Source organism: Amycolatopsis sp. WAC 01376, from assembly GCF_003947415.1.
GTDB lineage: Bacteria > Actinomycetota > Actinomycetes > Mycobacteriales > Pseudonocardiaceae > Amycolatopsis.
Genome location: NZ_QHKL01000001.1, coordinates 1,256,993 through 1,276,921 on the forward strand (window position 1 = coordinate 1,256,993; position 19,929 = coordinate 1,276,921).

At 68.1% G+C, this 19,929-nt stretch carries 17 protein-coding genes; 7 read left to right on the forward strand and 10 right to left on the reverse strand.

What is annotated here, in order from left to right:
• The first annotated feature begins 466 nt into the window (after positions 1–466).
• Complete coding sequence (locus tag DMH03_RS05995) at positions 467–2,362, forward strand: FAD/NAD(P)-binding domain-containing protein (protein WP_233611294.1); 1,896 nt, start codon at positions 467–469, stop codon at positions 2,360–2,362.
• A gap of 103 nt (positions 2,363–2,465) precedes the next feature.
• Here DMH03_RS05995 and DMH03_RS06000 read toward each other — a convergent pair whose 3' ends face one another.
• The 7 genes from DMH03_RS06000 to DMH03_RS06030 all read right to left on the reverse strand — a co-directional run bounded on the left by DMH03_RS06000 (position 2,466) and on the right by DMH03_RS06030 (position 10,152).
• Positions 2,466–3,503 carry an LLM class flavin-dependent oxidoreductase gene (locus tag DMH03_RS06000; RefSeq protein WP_125790949.1) on the reverse strand — a complete coding sequence of 346 codons (1,038 nt, stop codon included), beginning with the start codon at positions 3,501–3,503 and terminating at the stop codon, positions 2,466–2,468.
• The gene (locus DMH03_RS06005) at positions 3,500–5,077 is read right to left on the reverse strand and encodes an ABC transporter ATP-binding protein (RefSeq protein WP_125790950.1); all 1,578 of its coding nucleotides are present in this window, start codon (positions 5,075–5,077) and stop codon (positions 3,500–3,502) included. Before DMH03_RS06005 ends, DMH03_RS06000 begins: the two co-directional genes overlap by 4 nt.
• Positions 5,074–5,886 (reverse strand): ABC transporter permease, encoded by an 813-nt coding sequence (locus DMH03_RS06010; protein ID WP_125790951.1) that lies wholly within the window; start codon positions 5,884–5,886, stop codon positions 5,074–5,076. The genes DMH03_RS06005 and DMH03_RS06010 overlap by 4 nt, the downstream gene beginning before the upstream one ends.
• Positions 5,879–6,829 (reverse strand): ABC transporter permease, encoded by a 951-nt coding sequence (locus tag DMH03_RS06015; RefSeq protein WP_125790952.1) that lies wholly within the window; start codon positions 6,827–6,829, stop codon positions 5,879–5,881. The genes DMH03_RS06010 and DMH03_RS06015 overlap by 8 nt, the downstream gene beginning before the upstream one ends.
• Complete coding sequence (locus DMH03_RS06020) at positions 6,826–8,433, reverse strand: ABC transporter substrate-binding protein (protein ID WP_125790953.1); 1,608 nt, start codon at positions 8,431–8,433, stop codon at positions 6,826–6,828. Before DMH03_RS06020 ends, DMH03_RS06015 begins: the two co-directional genes overlap by 4 nt.
• A gap of 207 nt (positions 8,434–8,640) precedes the next feature.
• Entirely contained in the window at positions 8,641–9,279 is a 639-nt protein-coding gene (locus DMH03_RS06025) for a DUF1524 domain-containing protein (RefSeq protein ID WP_125790954.1), read from the reverse strand.
• Between the two features lie 192 nt (positions 9,280–9,471).
• Complete coding sequence (locus DMH03_RS06030) at positions 9,472–10,152, reverse strand: hypothetical protein (protein WP_370310642.1); 681 nt, start codon at positions 10,150–10,152, stop codon at positions 9,472–9,474.
• 54 nt (positions 10,153–10,206) lie between these two features.
• Here DMH03_RS06030 and DMH03_RS06035 point away from each other — a divergent pair, with 54 nt between their 5' ends.
• On the forward strand, positions 10,207–11,493 hold the full coding sequence (locus DMH03_RS06035; protein WP_125790955.1) for an adenylosuccinate synthase: 1,287 nt from the start codon (positions 10,207–10,209) through the stop codon (positions 11,491–11,493).
• 69 nt (positions 11,494–11,562) lie between these two features.
• Here the strand turns inward: DMH03_RS06035 and DMH03_RS06040 are convergent, their stop codons facing one another.
• Positions 11,563–12,057 carry an OsmC family protein gene (locus DMH03_RS06040; protein WP_125790956.1) on the reverse strand — a complete coding sequence of 165 codons (495 nt, stop codon included), beginning with the start codon at positions 12,055–12,057 and terminating at the stop codon, positions 11,563–11,565.
• Between the two features lie 123 nt (positions 12,058–12,180).
• Here DMH03_RS06040 and DMH03_RS06045 point away from each other — a divergent pair, with 123 nt between their 5' ends.
• Together DMH03_RS06045 and DMH03_RS06050 are read left to right on the forward strand one after the other, a co-directional pair.
• Positions 12,181–13,116, forward strand: a complete 936-nt coding sequence (locus DMH03_RS06045) for an LLM class F420-dependent oxidoreductase (RefSeq protein ID WP_125790957.1) — start codon at positions 12,181–12,183, stop codon at positions 13,114–13,116.
• A 140-nt stretch (positions 13,117–13,256) separates the two neighbouring features.
• Positions 13,257–14,480, forward strand: a complete 1,224-nt coding sequence (locus DMH03_RS06050; RefSeq protein WP_125790958.1) for an aromatic acid/H+ symport family MFS transporter — start codon at positions 13,257–13,259, stop codon at positions 14,478–14,480.
• Here the strand turns inward: DMH03_RS06050 and DMH03_RS06055 are convergent.
• Positions 14,464–15,999: an amino acid permease gene (locus DMH03_RS06055; RefSeq protein WP_125790959.1), complete on the reverse strand. Its 1,536-nt coding sequence runs from the start codon at positions 15,997–15,999 to the stop codon at positions 14,464–14,466. The two genes, DMH03_RS06050 and DMH03_RS06055, sit on opposite strands and share 17 nt — an antisense overlap.
• 253 nt (positions 16,000–16,252) lie before the next feature.
• Positions 16,253–17,371: a glycerophosphodiester phosphodiesterase gene (locus DMH03_RS06060; protein ID WP_125790960.1), complete on the reverse strand. Its 1,119-nt coding sequence runs from the start codon at positions 17,369–17,371 to the stop codon at positions 16,253–16,255.
• 176 nt (positions 17,372–17,547) lie between these two features.
• Here DMH03_RS06060 and purD point away from each other — a divergent pair, with 176 nt between their 5' ends.
• The 3 genes from purD (at position 17,548) to DMH03_RS06075 (ending at position 19,925) form a co-directional block, all read left to right on the forward strand.
• Positions 17,548–18,810: a phosphoribosylamine--glycine ligase gene (gene purD, locus DMH03_RS06065; protein WP_125790961.1), complete on the forward strand. Its 1,263-nt coding sequence runs from the start codon at positions 17,548–17,550 to the stop codon at positions 18,808–18,810.
• Positions 18,811–18,946: 136 nt separating this feature from the next.
• Positions 18,947–19,333 (forward strand): PE domain-containing protein, encoded by a 387-nt coding sequence (locus tag DMH03_RS06070; RefSeq protein WP_125784839.1) that lies wholly within the window; start codon positions 18,947–18,949, stop codon positions 19,331–19,333.
• Positions 19,284–19,925, forward strand: coding sequence for a DUF3558 domain-containing protein (locus DMH03_RS06075; protein WP_233611296.1), 642 nt, complete (start codon positions 19,284–19,286; stop codon positions 19,923–19,925). The genes DMH03_RS06070 and DMH03_RS06075 overlap by 50 nt, the downstream gene beginning before the upstream one ends.
• The last annotated feature ends 4 nt before the right edge of the window (positions 19,926–19,929 follow it).

Sequence of the window (19,929 nt, forward strand, 5' to 3'; positions counted from 1 at the left end):
GTCCTTATTACGCGACAAACTCGTGACCGAGAGTAACGCGGTCACGAGCTCGTCACGAAGCGTCATTCGTTCACGTAAGTGTCTCCTGACTGTTGGTGATTGGCTAGGTTCTTTCGCCGGGTTTCTGGAGTTGGAGATCTTTTTCGTGGGCGAACGGTCGTTCGCGAAGATGTCCCGATGGCCGGTACCGAGGTCCAGACCTGCGGCTTTCGCCTTTTTCGTGCCTTTGGCCGTCAAAATCCGGATGTGGCCGCCTCGCCAGGGGCCGGAATCCCCGTGCGGTCGGGGCGGGTCGGATGAGCCCGCGCCGCAGGTGTTCGATCGCCACGAAGCGCAGCCGAAACGCTGGGCCGAATGGCTGAGCGGCCCGCGTCCGGAGGAGTGAACGGCGCAGCCCCCTCTTCGAGACGGTTCCGCTCTTTGAGAAGCCGAACGTGCCCCGGAATCCGGGCGTAGCTTCGGCCTCGTGAGTACCGGAGAGCGTCCCTACGTGCTCGCGGTGGTCGGTGCCGGTCCGCGCGGAGTGGGCGTGCTCGAACGGCTCGGAGCGAACGCCGCCGAACTGCTCGGCGGACGGCGTCTGGTGGTGCATCTCATCGACCCCTTCCCCGCCGGGGCGGGGCGGGTCTGGCGGTTCGAGCAGTCGCCGCTGCTGCGGATGAACTCCATGCCCGAAGACGTCACGGTCTTCACCGACGACACCGTGAAGATCGACGGCCCGATCCGCCAGGGGCCCTCGCTGATCGAGTGGGCGCGGCTGGTTCGCGCGGGCATCCTCGACGCCGAGGTCGACGACAGCCTGCGCGCCGAACTCGAGGCGCTGCAAAACGATCACTTCCCGACGCGACGGTTGCAGAGCGCGTACCTCACCTGGTTCCACCGCAAGGTCCTGGCCGAACTCCCGGCCGGGATCGAGGTCGTCGAGCACCGGACCCGCGCGGTGCGGCTCGAAGACGGCGACCCGCAGTCGCTCTGGCTGGAGGATCGCGCGGAACCCCTCGAAGTGGACGCGGTCCTGTTCACCGTCGGGCATCTCGACGCGGAACCGGACGATCGCGAGACCGCGCTCGCGGATTTCGCCGCCCGCCACGACCTCGCGTACTACCCGGCCGGCTACACCGCCGACGTCGACTATTCGGCGATCGGACCGGGGGAAACCGTGCTGGTGCGCGGATTCGGCCTCGCGTTCGTCGATTTGATGCTGTTGCTGACCGAAGGCCGCGGCGGTCGTTTCGAGGAGCAGGCGTGCGGCGGGTTGAAGTACCACCCCAGCGGCGCCGAGCCCGTGCTGCACATCGGTTCGCGTCGCGGAGTGCCGTACCACGCGAAAATCGGCTACCGTCCGCGTGGGAAACCGTTGCGATTGCCGAGGTTCTTCGACGCCTACGCCATCGAAAGGCTGTGCGCCGTACCCGGCCGGATCGACTTCCGCCGCGACGTCTGGCCGCTGATCTCGAAGGAGATCGCCTGGGCGTACTACAGCGAACTGTTCACTGCCCATCCCGAACGGGTGCGCATGGATTTCGCCGTCTTCGCCGATGCTTTCGCGGACGCGGCGCCCGACGAACTCACCGCGCTGGTGGCGCGGGCGGTCCCGGCGCCGGACGACCGGCTCGACCTGGACCGGCTCGACCGGCCGATGGCGGGCGCCGAATTCGGCACCGCCGAGGAGTACGGCAAGGAACTGCGCGAGTACGTCGAAGCGGACCTGAGCCGCCGGTCGGACTCGGAGTACAGCGCGGATCTGGGCGCGTTCATGGCGCTGCTGTCGGTGATGGGCCAGCTTCCCGCGCTGATTCAGACCGGGCGGCTCGACGCGGCGTCACAACTGTCCGATTTGGACGGATGGTTCCTCGGCTTCTTCTCGTACTTCGCCAGCGGGCCGCCGCCGCGACGACTCGAAGAGCTGCTCGCACTCCAGGAAGCGGGCCTTGTTTCCTTCCTGGGCGCCGAAATGCGGATCTCGGCCGACGAGGACCGCCGGTCGTTCGTCGCCACCGGCGCGAGTTTCCCCGGCGAGACCGAGGCGCGGACACTCGTCGAAGCGCGGCTGCCCGAGCCGAGCATCACCCGGGCGTCGGATGTCCTTTTGCGACAGTTGCGCGACAACGGCGCGCTCGGCGAGGAAGCCGTGGCCGACCCGGTCACCGGCGACCGGCTGCTCGCCGGCCGCATCCACACCCGCGTCTCCGACGGCCGGATGCTCGATGGCGAGGGCCGCCCGCATCCGCGCCGGTTCGCGCTCGGGCCGCATACGTCCGCGCGGTCCGCCGGGGCGTTCACCCGGCCGCGGACCAACGCGATTCCCTTCCGGCAGAACGACATCGTGGCGCGGGAAATCCTGCGGCTGGCCGTCTCGTGAGTGTTCGGCGTCCGCGTGGTCCGGTGCTCCCAATGCCGCATTGGGGACACTGAGCGTCTCCAATGTGACATTGGGGGCACCGATGCGCACCTTCTCGAAGGTACTAGCTCTCCCACACCCGCGAGGGCAGCTCTTTCCGCACGATCGGGATGACGTCGGAGGCGAAGAGCTCCAGGACGTCCCGTGCTTCGTCGGATTTCAGGCCGTCCACCGAGACCGCCTGCACCTCATGCCCGAAGGAAGCGTGGTAGTCGCCGATCTTGTCGATCACCTGCTCCGGGCTTCCGACCAGCGCGGAACCGTTGGCGATCTTGTCCTCCAGGGTGGTGAACTCCGACTTGTTGTGCTGATACGCGGGCGTCTGCATCAGCGCCTCGAAGTACGGCCGGTAGCCGTCCAGCGCCTCCTGCGACGTCTTCGCGACGTACAGCCCGCCCGCGCCCGAACCGACGAGCGCGTCCGCCGGATCGTGGCCGTGGTCCGCCCACCGCCGCCGGTAGTGGTCGATCAGGTCCGCGTACTTCTTCTTGGGGTGGAAGCCGTTCGCGGTGAACAGCGGGTCGCCGAACTTCGCCGCCAGCTCGGTCGACTCGGTGCTCGACGCGCTCCCGTGCCAGATCCGCGGCCGCGCGTGGAACGGCCGCGGTTGCGTCGTGACGTCGGTCAGCGGCGCGCGGAATTCGCCCTCCCACGTCACGCCTTCCTCCAGGAACAGCCTGCGCAGCAGGGCGAACTTCTCCGCCTGGTACTCCCATTGCCGTTCCTCTTCGAGGCCGAAAAGCGGGAAGTGCCGGGGATCGTTGCCCTTCCCGATCATGAGGTCCAGCCGCCCGCCGGAAAGCTGGTCGAGCGTCGCGTAGTCCTCGGCGACGCGGACCGGGTCGAGCACGCTGATCACGGTCAAGGTGGTCAGCAGCCGGACGCGCCGGGTCCGTTCGGCCACCGCCGCCAGGATCACCGGCGGCGCCGACGAGAGGAACGGCTCGCCGTGCCGTTCGCCGACGCCGTACGCGTCGAAGCCCAGTTCTTCGGCGAAGATCGCTTCGTCGACGACTCGGCGCAGGCGTTCGTGCTGGGTCGGTGTCTCGCCGGTCGCCGGGTCGGGATGATTCGCGACGAGGGAGAAGAGCCCGAATTTCATCGTGCCTCCAACGGTTTCCGGCCCGGGATGGCGGCGAGCAGCTCGCGGGTGTAGTCCGCGCCCGGCCGTTCGAGGACGTCCTGAGCGGGGCCGAGTTCGACGAGTTCGCCGCCACGCAGCACGCCGACGGTGTCCGCGATCTGCCGGACCACGGCGAGATCGTGCGAGATGAACAAATACGTCAGGCCGAGTTCGTCCTGAAGGTCGGCGAGCAGCCGCAGGATCTGCGCCTGCACCGAGACGTCCAGCGCGGACACGGGTTCGTCGGCGACGATCAGTTCCGGGCGCAGCGCGAGCGCCCGCGCGATGGCCGCCCGCTGCCGTTGCCCGCCGGACAGTTCGGCGGGTTTGCGCTTCAGCACCGAAGACGGCAGCGCCACCTGGTCGACGAGTTCCGCCGCCCGTGCCCGGCGTTCCGCTTTCGTGCCGACGCCGAACGCCCGCAGCGGCTCGGAGATGACGTCCTCGATGCTGAACTTCGGGTTCAGCGACGCGTACGGGTTCTGGTACACCAGCTGAAACCGGCGCCGCAGCCGTCGCAGTTCCTCGCCCCGCAGCGCGGTGATGTCCTCGCCGTCGAACTTGACGACGCCTTCGGTCGGCGTCTCCAGCCGCAGGATCATCCGCGCGGTGGTCGACTTGCCCGAACCGGACTCGCCGACCAGCGCGAGCGTCCGGCCACGGGCGATGTCGAACGAAACGCCGTCCACGGCGCGGACGGTCCCGAAGGTCTTGCCGAGACCGCGGACCGAGACCAGGACGTCGGACGACGGCGGTTTCGGTTCACGCAACGGGGTGTCGGACAGACTCGGCGCCGCGGCGAGCAGATCCCGCGTGTACTTCTGCGTCGGTGCGGCGAGGATCTCGCCGGTCGTTCCCTCCTCGACCACGGTCCCCTGGGACAGCACCACGATCCGCGACGCCCGATCGGACGCGACGCCGAGGTCGTGCGTGATCAGCAGGACGGCGGTGCCCGCTTCGGCGGCGAGTTCTTCGAGGTGGTCCAAGATCTGCCGCTGCACGGTGACGTCGAGCGCGCTCGTCGGCTCGTCGGCGATGATGAGTTTCGGCCGTCCGGCCAGCGCGGCGGCGATCAGCGCACGCTGGCGCAGCCCGCCGGACAGCTCGTGCGGGTACTGTCGCGCCCGCGCCTCCGGATCCGCGATCCCGGCCTTGCGCAGCAGTTTCACCGCCTCCGTGCCGGCGGTTCGCTTGTCCGTCAGACCGTGGATCAGCAGCACTTCCGCGACCTGATCGCCGATCCGGTGCACGGGGTTGAGCGATACCGTCGGATCCTGGGGGACCAGCGCGATCTCGCGGCCGCGCACGGAACGCCAAGCGCGGTCGGAGAGCTTCGTGAGGTCCCTGCCGTCGAAGGTGATCTCGCCGCGTTCGATCCGCCCGCCGCGTGGCAGCAGCCCGATCGCCGCGTGCGCCGTCGTGCTCTTGCCGGAGCCGGACTCGCCGACCACCGCGACAATCTGTCCTTTGTGGATAGAAAGCGAGACGCCATCCACGGCGGGGACGGACTTGTAGGAAACCGCGAGGTCGCGGATGGTCAGCAGATCGCTCATCGCACGTCTCCTTCGATGGCTCTGGACAGCCGGTTCGCGGACAGCACCACGGCCGCGACCGTGAGTCCGGGGAAGGTCGTCATCCACCAGGCGGTGGCGAGGAAGCCGCGCCCGCCCGCCACGAGCGAGCCCCATTCCGGGGTCGGCGGGGTGGCGCCGTAGCCGAGGAAGCTCAGCGCGGACACCTCCAGTACGGCGGTGCCGAAGGTGAGCGTCGCGAGCGCGAGCACCGGGCCGAGCGCGTTGGGCAGCACATGCCGTCCGAGCACTCCGGTCCAGCGGACGCCTCCCGCGCGGGCGGCCTCGACGAACACGCCGCTGCGGACGCGCAGCACCTCGGCGCGCATCAGCCGGGCGAACTGCGCGAGATTCGCGACACCGACGGCGATCGCGACGTTGGTCGTACCGAAGCCGAGCGCGGTGACCAGCGCAAGCGACAGCAGGATCGACGGGATCGCCAGCAGGACGTCGACGCAGCGCATGATCGCCGAATCGAGGGCACCTCCCCGGAACCCGGCGAGCAGGCCGAGCGCGGAACCGGCGACGAGCGCGACGACGACGGCGATCACCGTCGCCTGCAACGAAAGCGCGGCGCCGTGCACCACTCGCGCGAAGATGTCCCGCCCGGTTTCGTCGGTGCCGAAGAGGTGACCGAGCGAAGGGCCCTGCATCTTCTCGGCGGGGACACCGGCGAGCGGGTCCTGTCCGGTGAAGAGGCCCGGGACGAGCGCCGCCAGCAGGGCGAAGGCCAGGACGGCGATCGCGAGGAGCAGGCCCGGTCGCCTGGTGCGCAAGAGAACGTCAGGCATCGGCCGTCTCCCGGTCTCGGATCCGCGGGTCCAGCAGCGGATAAACGAGGTCGACCAGCAGGTTGATGCCGACGAACACCAGCGCGGCGAGCACGATCACCGCCTGCACCACCGGGATGTCCTGCGCGGTGACCGCCGACGACGTCACGCGCCCGAGGCCGTCACGGGAGAACACCGTCTCGGTGATCACCGAACCCGCGATCAGGTTCCCCGCGACCACTCCGGCGATGGTCAGTGTCGGCACCGCCGCGTTACGCAGGAGATGTCCGAAGTGGACTCTCGACCGGCTCGCCCCTTTGGCCAGCGCGATCTCGGCGTAGGGCTCGGCGAGTTGCGTGCGGAGGCTCTTCGCCAGCACCTGCCCGATGATCGCGCCGGTCGGGATGGCGAGGGTGATCGCGGGCAGGATCAGCGATTCGAAGCCGTTCGAGCCCAGCGCGGGCAACAGCTTGAGCTGGAAGGAGAAGAACTGGATGAGCAACAGTCCGACCCAGAACGGCGGCAGTGAGATCCCCAGCGGTGGCAACGCGAGCAGGAGATTGCCCAGCCAGCGCTGCCGGGTGACGGTGCCGGCGATCGCGATCCCGCCGCCGAACAGGATCGCCAGCGCCAGCGCGAATCCGGTCACCGCGAGGGTCGGCGGCAGGGCGGAGACGACCATGTTCGTGGCGTCGTCCCCGGTGGCGATCGAGCGGCCGAAGTCGCCTTGCAGTGCGGCGAGCAGCCGTTTTCCGTACTGGAGTGGCAGTGGGTCGTCGAGTCCGTACTCCGCCTTCGCCGCGGCGAGTTGTTCCGGCGTCACGGAAAGGCCGGCCTCGCCCCCGCCGAGCTTCGCGCTGACCGCGTCACCCGGCAGGAGGTAGAGGATCACGAACGACACGGTGAACGCGGCCCACAGGACGAAGACCGCCTGCAGGATCCGCCGGAGCAGGTACCGCCTCACGAGCCCGACACCCAGGCGTCGAACAGCTGCAACCGTGACGACGCCTCGAAACCGACGCCGTGCGCGTTCGGCCCGTGCGCCAGCACCTGGGTCAGCTCGAACACCGGCGCGGAATAGCCGTGCTCGATGATCGCACGCTGCGCCGCCTCGGCCGCGGGCTTCCGCTTGGCGGGGTCCACAGTGGACGACTGCGCGTCGAGCGGCGCGTCGACCGGGTTGTCCGCAGGCAGCTTACTGCGGTTGTTCGCCTTGGTGGAGAACAGGTTGCGCAGGATGTCCGGATCTGCCCGAGTGGTGTTGTACCAGAGGTACTCGTAGTTCCCGCTCTGTGTGATCTGCACGCTCTCGGCGGTCGTGCGTTGTTCGATCTGAAGGTCGAAGCCGATCCTGCGCAACTGCTGCTGCACGAGTTCGAGCACACTCTTGTTCTGGTTGAACACCAGGGAGAAGACGACCTTGGCGGTCAGCCGCTGCCCGTTCTTCGTCCGGATCCCGTCGGGACCGGGCAGCCAGCCCGCGCTCTCCAGCAACGACGTCGCCCCGGCCGGATCGTAGGCGAGCAGCGGCGACAGGTCGGTGTAGAACGGCGTCGCCGAGCCGAGAATGCTGGTGGCGGGCTTGTAGTTCGGTGTCAGCACGGTGTTCGTGATCTCGGGGCGGTTGATGCCCTTGACCACCGCCTGGCGGACCTTTTCGTCGACGAGCACGCCTTTGGTGACGTTGGCGTGCAGGTTGAACACCACACCGGGATTCGGCCGGGTGGGCTCGGTGAAACCGTTGCCGGTGAACTGCGGCTCGTCGACCGGTTGGACATCGGTGATGGCGTCGAGCTGCGCCGAAGCGAGACTTCCGGTACGCACACCGGGTTCCGGCACGATCTTGTAGGCGATCTTGTCGAGATATGCCTCGCCCTGGTGCTTGAACAGCGACGAACCCCAGCGGTAGCCCTTGCGTTTGGCGAGAACGATTTCCTGGTTCTGCTTGAGGCTTTCGAAGATGAAGGGGCCCGAGCCGATCAGCCCGTCGCCTTGGCAGCGCTGATCGGGGGTCTTCTTGTACGCGGCAGGCGCGAGGATTCCGAGCGACATCGTCGAGCTGGCCTGCAGGAACTGCGCGCTGGGAACGGAGAACTCGATCTTGACCGTCTTCGGGTCGACAACCCTCGTTCCCTTGTAGACGGCCAGATAGCCGGAGCCGAGCTGCGACTTCGGCCCGAGCGCCTTGATCGCGTCGAAGCTCGTCTTGACCGCGGCGGCGTCGACAGGGCTGCCGTCGGAGAAGGTCGCGCCGTCGCGCAGGTGGAAGGTGAACGCGGTCGAATCCGCGTTGCTCTCCCACTTTTCGGCCAGCCACGGCTTGATCTCACCAGTGGCCGGATCCTGGTCGGTCAGCGAATCGACCAGCTGACGGCCGACGTTGAGCGAAGCGTTGGTGCCGACCTGCTGCGGGTCGACGCAGTCCGGACTCGACGAGATCCCGAGGCGCAACGTGCCGCCGGGTTCGGGCGGCCCGGCGTCGGCACCCGTCGAACCGCCCGCGGAAGAGCAGGCCGTGACGAAAAGTGCGGTGAGCGCGAGTAAAGAAGTGGCGGCGGTACGGGACACCGGGTGGCCTCCAGCGGGGAACGGGGGCGCTTTTACTTGCGCCTGCCCGATTCACGCTAATCACGACCTTGAGGCCCGCCCACATACTGAGCCCGGCTCCCAGCCCGCGAAACGTCCCACCTTTCCGCTTGACAGCCCCGAAAGTCCGTGAGGGCCTCCTTCCCTACCCTCAAGGTAGTGAAGGAGGCCCTCACGGACCGGCCAGGTCTAGCAGCGGTTGAGCATGTCCGTCAGCGCGGTCTTCTCCGCCGACTTGACGGAGAGCTTGTACTTGTACTTCACCGTGGTCCACATCTTCGCGTAGGTGCACCAGTAGCCGACGGTCGGCGGCTTCCAGGCGTCCGGCGACTTGTCGCCCTTCTCCTGGTTGACGTTGTCGGTGACGGCGATCAGCTGCGGCGCGCTGAGGTCGTTCGCGAACGCCTGCCGCTGCGAGGTGGTCCACGACGACGCCCCGGTGCGCCACGCGGCGGCCAGCGGCACGACGTGGTCGATGTCCACATCGGACGCCGCGGTCCAGGTGGCGCCGTCGTACGGGCTGGACCAGCTGCCGGAGACGGCGGCGCAGCTGCTGTCCTGCTGGACGTTCGTGCCGTCCCGCTTCAGCACGACCTCACGGGTGTTGCAGCTGTTGCCCTGGTCGGACCAGTGCGGGAACTTGTCGCGGCTGTACCCGGTCGACGAACCGTCCGGTTTGACGGTCAGCGCGGCCAGCTGGGTCTTGGCGGTGTCGGCCGAGGGGATGCCGGGGGGCGTCGCTTCGGCGACACCGACGACGCCCGCCGAGACGATCGCCGAGACGGCGAGAACAGTGAAGGAGCGACGAACAGCAAGCGCGGTTGGCATATTGCCGCCTCCGTGTCAGGTTTGGGGACCTGGTCACCATGCGGGACGGATATGACCCACGCAACACCATCGGATGACACTCTGCTGGCTATTCGTGAACGGAGGGTGTCACGAGCAGGTAGGACCTGGTGTACGCCGCCGAAAAATTTTCGGAAAGTCCAGCTGATGGTTCTGGGCCGAACGGCCTAGCGCCTAGTCGAGCCCGCGTACCAGCCGGAGGTCCTCGGTGTGCCGGTACCAGGTCCAGCGGCTCATCGCGCGAGGATGGACGACGCCGTCGCTGCTCGGCCGGGTCGGGATGCAGCCGAGCTGGAAGGCTCGCGCGTACTGCGTCGAAGGCCGTTTGAACAGCGTCCCCTTGGTCACCCGGACCATCAGCCCCGGTCCGCTCGCGTCCGGCTCGACCTCGATCGAGCGCGCGGGCCCGCGCAGGACGGTGTGCTCGTCGCAGTAGGCCACCCCGCGGATCATCCCGATCACCCCTCGCCCGACCAGCACCCCGCCGTTGTCGTCGCGGATCAGCGGCACCGGATCGACCTCGCCACGGAGGGCGAGCGAGAGGGCACGCAGAGGCTGCGTCGGCAGGCTCCAGATGCGGGCGACGTCGGAGTCCGGCGACGACGGCACGAATCCGAGCGACACGCCCGAGAGCTGTTCTTTTCGTAACAGCCGCAGCGCGACGGCCGCGAGGTCCGCGTCGGTGCCCGCGACCACCAGGTGATCGTGTTCCCCCAGCAAGGGGTCGATATCCGCCTTGCCAGGGCGGCTCGGAACGCGCACCATTTCGACGTCGTCGATCTCCGGGAGTGTGGGCTCGCCCTCGGGACAGACCACCACTATTCCGCGCACCCGAAGGCCCTCCGTTACGCTCATGCACCGGCATTTACCAGCGCCAAACCACTAGTCGCCGAACACCTGGAGTGTCACATGCCGGCCATCGTGCTGATCGGGGCCCAATGGGGGGACGAGGGCAAGGGCAAGGCCACCGACCTGCTCGGCGACCGCGTCCAGTGGATCGTGCGTTACCAAGGCGGTAACAACGCGGGCCACACCGTAGTCCTTCCCGACGGGCAGAACTTCGCCCTCCACCTCATCCCGTCCGGGATCCTCACGCCGGGCGTCACCAACGTCATCGGCAACGGCGTCGTCATCGACCCCGGCGTGCTGCTCGACGAGCTCGCCGGGCTGGAGGAACGCGACGTCGACACCAGCAAACTGCTGATCTCCGCCGACGCGCACTTGATCATGCCGTACCACGTGGAGATCGATAAGGTCACCGAGCGTTACCTCGGCAGCCGCAAGATCGGCACCACCGGCCGCGGCATCGGCCCCTGCTACCAGGACAAGATCGCCCGCGTCGGCGTCCGCGTGCAGGACCTGCTGGACGAGAAGATCTTCCGGCAGAAGGTCGAGTCGGCACTGGAGTTCAAGAACCAGGTGCTGGTCAAGGTCTACAACCGCAAGGCGCTCGACGCGGACCAGGTCGCCGACGAGGTGCTGGCCGCGGGCGAGAAGTTCGCGCACCGCATCGCCGACACGCGCCTTCAGCTCAACCAGGCCCTCGAACGCGGCGAGACCGTGCTGCTCGAAGGCTCGCAGGGCACCCTGCTCGACGTCGACCACGGCACCTACCCGTTCGTGACGTCGTCGAACCCGACCTCCGGCGGAGCGAGCGCGGGTTCGGGCATCGGCCCCGGCAAGATCGGCACCGTGCTGGGCATCCTCAAGGCCTACACCACGCGCGTCGGCTCCGGCCCGTTCCCGACCGAGCTGGACGACGAGTCCGGCGAGTACCTGCGCAAACAGGGCGGCGAGTTCGGCGTCACCACCGGCCGCTCGCGGCGCACCGGCTGGTTCGACGCCGTCATCGCGCGCTACGCGGTGCGGGTCAACGGCATCACCGACTACTTCCTCACCAAACTGGACGTGCTGTCCGGGCTGGAGAAGGTGCCGGTGTGCGTCGGCTACGAGGTCGACGGCTTCCGTACCTACGACATGCCGATGACGCAGACCGACGTGCACCACGCGCTGCCGATCTACGAAGAGCTGCCGGGCTGGTTCGAGGACATCTCGGGCTGCCGCACCTTCGAAGAGCTGCCGTCGAACGCGCGTGCCTACGTCGAGCGGCTCGAAGAGCTCTCGGGCGCGCGGATCTCGGCGATCGGCGTCGGTCCCGGCCGGGAGCAGACGATCGTGCGTCACGAGTTCGTCTGACCCTCTAACACGCGCCATGAACGGTCCGTTACTTGCAAAATTTGCAAGTAACGGACCGTTCATGGCGTCTCAGGCGAGCGAGGTCTTCACCGGCGTCGGGTTCCGGAACAGGTCCAGCACCGGGCAGTGCTCGTCCACCTGCCGCTTCAGGTCCTCGTAAGCCTCCGCCCCCGCGGGCCCGCTCAGCTCCACCGAAACGCGCACATCGCCGAAGCCGGGGCGAGTCTCCGAGAACCCGAAGAACCCGTGCAGGTCGATGTCGCCGTCCACGGTCACCTGCACGCCTTCGAGCGGCACACCGAGCTTCGCCGCCCAGAACTGGTACGTGATCACCTGGCACGAGCCCAGCGCGGCGAGCGCGTATTCGACCGGGTTCGCCGCGGTGTCCGTGCCGCCGAGCGCGGCGGGTTCGTCGACGGCGAACGAGTGGTCCCGCACTCGCACGTCCACCCGCGTCGCGGTTCCGGGGTTCAGCGCGTTGGCGACGCTGAACGAGACGGCGGCGTTGCGCGGGTCGGCGTCGACGGCGGTCTTGGTTCCTTCGATGACATCGGTCAGCGACATCGGGTCTCTCCAGGATCGAGGTGTCGGACGCCGCCCAGGGTGCGGCAACCCGCGCCGAACGCGCGCGTGATCTCAGTCCGTGAACAGCGAAATATCCTTTAGACGGCGCGGTTAGCGTTGAACATGACCATCGGAGTGGCACTCCCGTCCGGGGACACCGCGGACGCCGTCAACATCGTCGACGAACTCGTCACGCAGACCCGGCAGGCCGCGGACGCGGGCCTGACGTCCGTCTGGTTCTCCCAGCAGATGGAGCACGACGCGATCACCGTCGCCGCCCTCGCCGGCCGCGCGGTCCCGGGGATCACCGTCGGGACCGGCGTCGTCCCGATCTATCCGCGGCATCCCTTCCTGATCACCGGTCTCGCGCAGACGGCGCAGGCCGCCACCGGCGGCCGGTTCGTCCTTGGCCTGGGAACGGGCGCGAAGAACTGGCTCGAACCGGCGTACGGCATCGAGTACCCGTCGCCGATCAAGCATCTTCGCGAGTACCTGACGATCCTCCGTCAGGTGCTCGACGGCGGCGAAGTCGACTTCCAAGGCGAGACTGTTCGGGCGCACGCCGAGGGCTTCGCGGCTTCGTTGTCTGTCGCCGGGTCTTCGGACATCCCGGTGATCATCGCCGCGATGGGACAACAGGCGCTGCGCGTCACCGGTGAACTCGCCGACGGCACGATCCCGTTCCTCGCCGGGCCCAAGGCCCTTTCCGAGGTGATCGTCCCGGAGATCACCAAGGCCGCCGCCGGCCGTCCGGCGCCGCGGATCATCGCGATGGCCCCGGTCGTCGTGACCGACGATCCCGGCGCCGTCCGCGCCCAGGTCGACCGGCAGTACGCGTTCTTCCGCGACATCCCGTCCTACCGCGCGATCTTCGACGCCCAGGGCGTGGATTCCGCCGGCGAGCTGGTGATCGCCGGGGACGAGGAGACCGTCGCGGCCGAGATCCGGCGGTACTTCGACGCCGGGGCGACCGAGGTGGTCGCGACGCAGAGCGGCATCCGGAACAGCGAAGAGCGGCTTCGCACCTGGAGCGTCCTCGGAGACCTCGTCAAGCGTTGACCCCCATGTCAGGAAAGGGTCGTTCAGGACATTTTTCGTCCTGAACGACCCTTTCCTGACATCCAGGGTCCCAGTGGCCTTGCTCACAGCGTTCGGATTGTGCATACTCGTGCGCATTGCGAACACAGCTGGAGGTCTCCATGTCCACTGCCGCGGCCCGTTCGTGGGTGGTCCCACTCGCCTGGACGGCGGTATTGCTCGACGGATTCGACCTGGTCGTCCTGGGCACGGTGCTGCCCGCGTTGCTCCGTGACCACGTCTGGGGGCTGACCCCGGGCACGGCGTCGGTGATCTCGACGTTCGGCCTGATCGGCATGATGATCGGCGCGATGGCGATCGGCACGATCACCGACGTCATCGGCCGCCGGAAGGCGTTGATCATCGCGGTCGTCGCCTTCTCGGTGTGCACCGCGCTCTGCGCGATCGCGCCTTCCGCGTTCTTCTTCGGGCTGTTCCGGTTCCTCGCCGGGCTCGGTCTCGGCGGCTGTCTGCCGACGGCGATCGCGCTGGTCACCGAGTACGCCCGCAAGGGGAAGGGCAGCAGCGCGACCACCACGGTGATGACGGGCTATCACGTCGGCGCGGTGCTCACCGCCCTGCTCGGCATCTGGCTGATCCAGCCGCTCGGCTGGCGCGCGATGTTCGTCGCGGGCGCGCTGCCCGCGCTCGTGCTGGTACCGCTGATGATCAAGTACCTGCCCGAATCCGAATCCTTCGAGCGGGCACGGGACACGCAGGAGAAGTCGGCGACACAAGTTGTCGGCGGGTTGTTCCGCGGCGGGCTCCTGCGCGCCACCATCGCGTTCTGGGTGACGTCGTTCATGGGGCTGCTGCTGGTCTACGGGCTCAACACCTGGCTGCCGGAGATCATGCGCCAGGCCGGGTACCCGCTGGGCGCGGCGCTCGGGCTGCTGCTCACGCTGAACCTGGGCGGCGTCCTCGGCCTGCTCGTCGCGGGCCGGGTGGCGGACAAGGTCGGCGTGCGGCCGGCGGTGATCTTCTGGTTCCTCGGCGCGGCGCTGTTCCTGGCCCTGCTGAGCGTGAAGCTGCCCGCGGTCGGCCTGTACGTGGCCGTGTTCCTCACCGGCGGTTTCGTGTTCAGCGCGCAGGTGCTCGTGTACGCCTACATCGGCAAGACGTATCCGGACGCCATGCGTGCCACGGGAATCGGCTGGGCGGCGGGTGTCGGCCGCGTCGGCGCGATCAGCGGCCCGATCCTCGGCGGCGCGCTGCTGACCGCCGGAATCGCGTACCCGTGGGGTTTCTACGCCTTCGCCGCGGTGGGGGCGTTGGGAGCGGCCGCGGTGACCGGAGTCCGCGCCGGCCGCTCCCGGGAGGCCACCGCCGCTACCCCAGCTCCTTGAGTTCCCTTTCCACGGCGGCGAGTTCCGCCTCGGAGCCCTGCACCTTCGGGCCCGTGAACCACTTGCGGGCCGAGACGAACCACCACACCGCCGCACCACCGAGTACGACGAGGAAGGCGATAGGCGTGTAGTTGAAACTGTCGATGGTGATCGGTGATCCCTGCGGGAGCATGAAGAGCACGAAGATGAAGCACACCCAGACGGTCGCGATGGTCCCGATGAGCTTGCCCCAGCGGCCGAGGTTCCACGGTCCGGGTTCGAAGTCGTCGCCCTTGCGCACCCGCAGGAACACCGGGATCACGTAGGCCACGTAAAGGCCGACGACGGCGATCGAGGTCACCGCCGCGTAGGCGGTCGTGCTCCACAGATACGGCAGGGCGAGCAGGAACGCGCCGCCCGCGGCAAGCCACACCGCGTTGGTCGGCGTCTGGGTGCGCTTGTTGATGCGGTGCCAGAACTTCGAACCCGGGATCGCGCCGTCACGGGCGAAGGCGTAGATCATCCGCGAGTTCGCGGTCACCGACGCCATCCCGCAGAACAGCTGCGCGCCGATACAGATCAGCAGGAGGAACTTTCCCGTTGTCGCGCCGGTCGCGTCGATGAAGATCTGCGCGGGCGGCACGCCGGTCGCGGAGCCGACGGCGCCGTCGTAGTCCTGAATGGCGAACGTCAGGCCGATCAGCAGGACCCAGCCGGCGACCAGTGAGACGAGGATCGAGTTGATGATGCCGCGCGGCCCGGCCTTCGCCGCGTTCTTGGTCTCCTCGGTCATATGTGCCGAGGCGTCGTAACCGGTCAACGTGTACTGCGCGACGAGGAGCCCCAGTAAGAAGACGTAGACCGGTGAAGCCCAGCCGGTCTTGTTCACGAACTCGCCGAAGACGAAGGACGCGTCCTGGTGCTTCTCGGGAACGACGATCAGCACTCCGACGATCACCAGCACGCCCACCAGATGCCACCACACGCTGATGCTGTTCAGCAGTGCCACGATCTTGACGCCGAAGGTGTTCAGCAGCCCGTGGATCACGAGGATGATCCCCAGCAGCAGGATCGTGTGGCCCGGCGTCGCCTCGAAGCCGAACTGCAGGTCGAGGAAGGCGTTGAGGAACAGCGCGGCGCCGAAGTCGATCCCCGCGGTGACGGCGATCTGCCCGATGAGGTTGAACCAGCCGGTGAACCACGACCACGCCGCGCCGTTGCTCGGCGCGAGCTTCGCGGCCCAGTAGTAGAGGCCGCCCGCGGTCGGATAGCTGGAGCAGACCTCCGCCATGCCCAGCCCGACCAGGATGACGAACAGGCCGACCAGCGGCCAGCCCCAGATCATCGCGGCGGGCCCGCCGGTCTTCATGCCGAACCCGTAGAGGGTCAGGCAGCCGGACAGGATCGAGATGATCGTGAAGGAGACGGCGAAGTTCGAGAAGGTCGACATCGTGCGCCGGAGTTCCTGCGCGTAGCCGAGCTGGTGGAGCCGGGCACTGTCTTCGTCGGCGGGTTCGGCCTGCTTGTCTGAGACATCCATCGGGCACCCACTTAAAAGGTATGCGGACAGACCATTGAGATCCGCCGAAATTAGGCCCGCCGACCTGCGGATGTCAAGGTCCCGTCAAGAAACCCGTCGCCCAGATGTCAGGAAAGGGTCGTTCAGGACAGATTTCGTCCTGAACGACCCTTTCCTGACATTCGCCGTGCTTGAAGTACATGAAGGCCCCCTTCCTTGCGCCTAACGCAAGGAAGGGGGCCTTCATGTACTTGGGATCACTGCCGCAGGTAGCTCAGCGCCCCCGGAAAGCCTTCACGGCCTCCAGCGCCGTGTCCGGGTGGTCGGCGAAGTAGCCGTCGACGCCCGCCTTGAGGAACGCTTCCTGCTCGGCGAACGCGTTGCCGTACTCGGCGGGGTTCGCCGACGAGCGCAGGTTCTGCGGGAGGAAGTTGTTCTCGTTGCGGAACGTGTAGGGCCCGACCTTCAGCCCGGCCTGGTGCGCGTCGGCGACCAGCTTGGTCGGCTGTCCCAGCGCGCCGTTGACCACCGGGATGACCTGCGCCTTCTCCGGGCCCAGGTAGTCCGCGTACTTCGAGATCTCCTTCAGGCCCGCAGGCGTGACGAGGTCGGCGTACGTCCGCGGGTCGCCCTTCGCGACGAAGTCGGCCGGAGCGCCGGTCGCGGAGGTCAGCTGCAGCAGCGGCACCCGCACCTGGCGCGAAAGCGCGATCAGGTTCGACACCTCGAACGACTGGATGATCACCGGCGCCTTCGGGTGGTCGAGCCCGTTGCGCTTGATCAGCTCGACGAGCTTCGGCTCGGTCGGGTTCTTGATCGACGAGAAGTACGTCGAGTGCTTGATCTCCGGGTACGTCCCCAGCTCACGGCGCAGTTCGCGGCCCAGCCGGCGCGTCAGGTCGAGCACTTCCTGGTAGGTGGCGATCTGGTAGCGGCCGTCGTAGATCTTGTTGTTCGGCCGGAGCTGCGGGATCCGCTCGGTGGCACGCAGGGTCTTCAGCTCGGCGAGGGTGAAGTCCTCGGTGAACCAGCCGGTGAACGACGCGCCGTCGATGACCTTCGTCGTCTTCCGGTTCGCGAACTCGGGGTGCTTCGCGACGTCGGTGGTCCCGCCGATCTCGTTCTCGTGCCGGGCGACCAGCTGGCCGTCCTTGGTGGGCACGAGGTCGACGTCGACCCAGTCGACGCCCTGGCGGTAGGCGAGCTCATACGAGGCGAGCGTGTGCTCCGGGCGGTAGCCGGGGGCGCCGCGGTGTCCGACGATCACCGGCCCATCGTGGCCCTTCGCCAGCGCCGACACATCTTGGGCGCTCGGCTCGGCGGCGCCCGCCAGCCCTGTGACGCTGAGTACGGCGAGTCCGGACAGGGCGAGCACGCCCAGGCGCTTTCGCATGGTGGTTGACCTCTTTCGCTTGAACTCGGGGTACCGCGCAACCCTTGACGCAGGAGGCGTCCGGTCGGCGAAGACGGACCGGCGGAGCGCTGACCGCCGGGTGAACGCCGGATGGAACCACCCGCTCGAGGACGGCGACGTCTTCGTAGCTCACCGGCACGGTTACCCTGTGCGTCGTGCGCGTACTGGTAATCGGGTCCGGCGCCCGTGAGCATGCACTCGTCCTCGCGGTCGCGGAAGACCCTTCCGTCACCGCACTGGCTTGTGCCCCGGGCAACGCCGGCACCTCTTCGGTGGCCGAGCAGCTCGGCGTCGACGCGGCCGATCCCGAATCGGTCGCCGCCCTCGCCAAGCAATGGCAGGCGGATCTGGTGGTGGTCGGCCCCGAGGTCCCGCTGGTGGCGGGTGTCGCCGACGCGGTCCGGAAGGCGGGCATCGCCTGCTTCGGCCCGTCCGCGTCCGCGGCCAGGATCGAGGGCTCGAAGGCGTTCGCGAAGGACGTCATGGCGGCCGCGAAGGTGCCGACGGCGCACTGTGAGGTCGTCGACAACCCGGCCCGCCTCGACGCCGCGCTCGGCCGTTTCGGCCCCACTTGGGTGGTCAAGGACGACGGCCTCGCCGCGGGCAAGGGCGTCGTGGTCACCACGGACGTCGATGTCGCGCGCAAGCACGCCCTGATGCTGCTCGACGGCGGACACCCCGTGCTCCTCGAGTCGTTCCTCGACGGCCCGGAGGCCTCTCTCTTCTGCTTCGTCGACGGCCGCACGGTCGTCCCGATGCTGCCCGCGCAGGACTTCAAGCGCGTCGGCGACGGCGACGCGGGTCCGAACACCGGCGGCATGGGGGCGTACGCGCCGTTGCCGTGGGCGCCGAAGGACCTGGTCGACGACGTCGTCGAGCGGATCGTCCAGCCCGTGGTCGACGAACTCGACAATCGCGGCGCCACCTTCTCCGGCCTGCTCTACGCCGGTCTCGCGCTGACTTCCGAGGGCCCGCAGGTCATCGAATTCAACTGCCGGTTCGGTGACCCGGAGACCCAGGTCGTCCTGGCGCTGCTGCGCAGCCCGCTCGGCAAGGTCCTGCACGCGACGGCGACCGGCAAGCTCGCGAAACTGCCGCCGCTGGACTGGGATTCCGGCGCGGCGGTCACCGTCGTGCTGGCCGCGGACGGTTACCCCGGCAAGCCGAGGACCGGCGACGTCATCACCGGTGGTGAGCTCGAAGGCGTGCTCCACGCCGGCACCCGCCGCCGCGACGACGGCGCCGTGGTCTCCTCCGGCGGCCGTGTGCTGTCGGTCGTCGGCACCGGCAAGAACCTGAAGGCCGCCCGCAAGGACGCCTACGCGACGGTCGAGAAGGTCCACTTGGCGGGCTCGCATCACCGCACCGACATCGCCCTGCTCGCGGCCAAGGGAGAGATCGCCACCCCGGTCTCGTGAATTCCCGGCGGAACCGTCGCGGTTCCGGGTGCGTCTAACCCGGTATTTCCTGCAAAGCTTAGGCAGCCGATACATCCACGTTGGTAGCCTCAGGCGGGACGAACGGTCACCGTGCGCAGTGTCCAAGGGGTGGGGAATGGCAGTATCGGACAAGGTCCAGGACCTCACGTCGGCGGTCCCGACGCCACCGTCGGTGGCCGACATCAGAGTCGACCCGTCGAAGCTGCTCGAAGTGGCGAAGATCGTCGAAGAGCAGATCGACGCGTTGCAGGACAAGCTCATGACGCGGCTCGACCAGCTGCGCATCGACACCCCGGCCAACGACACGGTGAGCACGCAGGCGACCGGTGTCTGGAACGAACTCGTCGCCGACGGCGACCAGTCGTACGCCGCGCAGGTCCGGGCGTACGTGGCCGGTCTGCGGAGCCTGGTCAACCAGCTCCGCACGGCGGCCAAGGAGTACAAGACCAGTGATGCGGACAAGGCCGCCGCGTTCGGGGACCGTGGTGTTCACCGGGCGTAGGCCCCGTGTGCTGGTCTCCGGCGGAGTGCTCACCCTCGCGCTGGCCGGATGCACCACGGACACGGGCGGCCAGGCGTTCCCCGACGAGCCCGCGCTGGCTTCGGTCACGCAGGGCGCCAAGGCGTCCGCGCTGCCTGCCAGGCCCGCCGAGCTGAGCCTGCAGGGCGTCGATCCGTGCGCCCTGCTCACCGATCCCCAGCTCGATCAGCTCAAGATCAACAGCAATCCACGCGCGGCCGCGGAACCGATCGACGGTCCGACGTGTGTCCTCGACGCGGACGCCGCGCAGCCCTTCCACAGCTACTACGTCCGCACGGTCACCGCGGACGTCGAAGAGTGGTTCACCGGCAAGCGCCGCAAGAACAGCATGACCACGGAACCGACGGCGGTCGGCGGGTTCCCCGCCATCGAGAACCACCGTGACGGCGGGACGCCGGGTGACTGCGAAACGCTCGTCGGTGTCGCTCGAGGGCAGACGCTGGCGGTGCGGGCAGTCGCCGTCACCGCCGGCGGGTTCACCATGCCGCAGCTGTGCGAAATGTCCGCACGGGCGGCCGATTCGGCTTTGCAGACCTTGAAGGCACGCAACTAGGGAG

What these genes read in the sequence shown, in the direction of transcription:
- DMH03_RS06050 (WP_125790958.1), top strand. Translation starts at nt 13,257, where the DNA reads ATGTCCACTGCCGCGGCCCGTTCGTGGGTGGTCCCACTCGCCTGGACG.
- DMH03_RS06005 (WP_125790950.1), bottom strand. Translation starts at nt 5,077, where the DNA reads ATGAGCGATCTGCTGACCATCCGCGACCTCGCGGTTTCCTACAAGTCC.
- DMH03_RS06075 (WP_233611296.1), top strand. Translation starts at nt 19,284, where the DNA reads ATGCGGACAAGGCCGCCGCGTTCGGGGACCGTGGTGTTCACCGGGCGT.
- DMH03_RS06025 (WP_125790954.1), bottom strand. Translation starts at nt 9,279, where the DNA reads ATGCCAACCGCGCTTGCTGTTCGTCGCTCCTTCACTGTTCTCGCCGTC.
- DMH03_RS06070 (WP_125784839.1), top strand. Translation starts at nt 18,947, where the DNA reads ATGGCAGTATCGGACAAGGTCCAGGACCTCACGTCGGCGGTCCCGACG.
- DMH03_RS06035 (WP_125790955.1), top strand. Translation starts at nt 10,207, where the DNA reads ATGCCGGCCATCGTGCTGATCGGGGCCCAATGGGGGGACGAGGGCAAG.
- DMH03_RS06030 (WP_370310642.1), bottom strand. Translation starts at nt 10,152, where the DNA reads ATGAGCGTAACGGAGGGCCTTCGGGTGCGCGGAATAGTGGTGGTCTGT.
- DMH03_RS06040 (WP_125790956.1), bottom strand. Translation starts at nt 12,057, where the DNA reads ATGTCGCTGACCGATGTCATCGAAGGAACCAAGACCGCCGTCGACGCC.
- DMH03_RS06045 (WP_125790957.1), top strand. Translation starts at nt 12,181, where the DNA reads ATGACCATCGGAGTGGCACTCCCGTCCGGGGACACCGCGGACGCCGTC.
- DMH03_RS06000 (WP_125790949.1), bottom strand. Translation starts at nt 3,503, where the DNA reads ATGAAATTCGGGCTCTTCTCCCTCGTCGCGAATCATCCCGACCCGGCG.
- DMH03_RS06060 (WP_125790960.1), bottom strand. Translation starts at nt 17,371, where the DNA reads ATGCGAAAGCGCCTGGGCGTGCTCGCCCTGTCCGGACTCGCCGTACTC.
- DMH03_RS06055 (WP_125790959.1), bottom strand. Translation starts at nt 15,999, where the DNA reads ATGGATGTCTCAGACAAGCAGGCCGAACCCGCCGACGAAGACAGTGCC.
- DMH03_RS06010 (WP_125790951.1), bottom strand. Translation starts at nt 5,886, where the DNA reads ATGCCTGACGTTCTCTTGCGCACCAGGCGACCGGGCCTGCTCCTCGCG.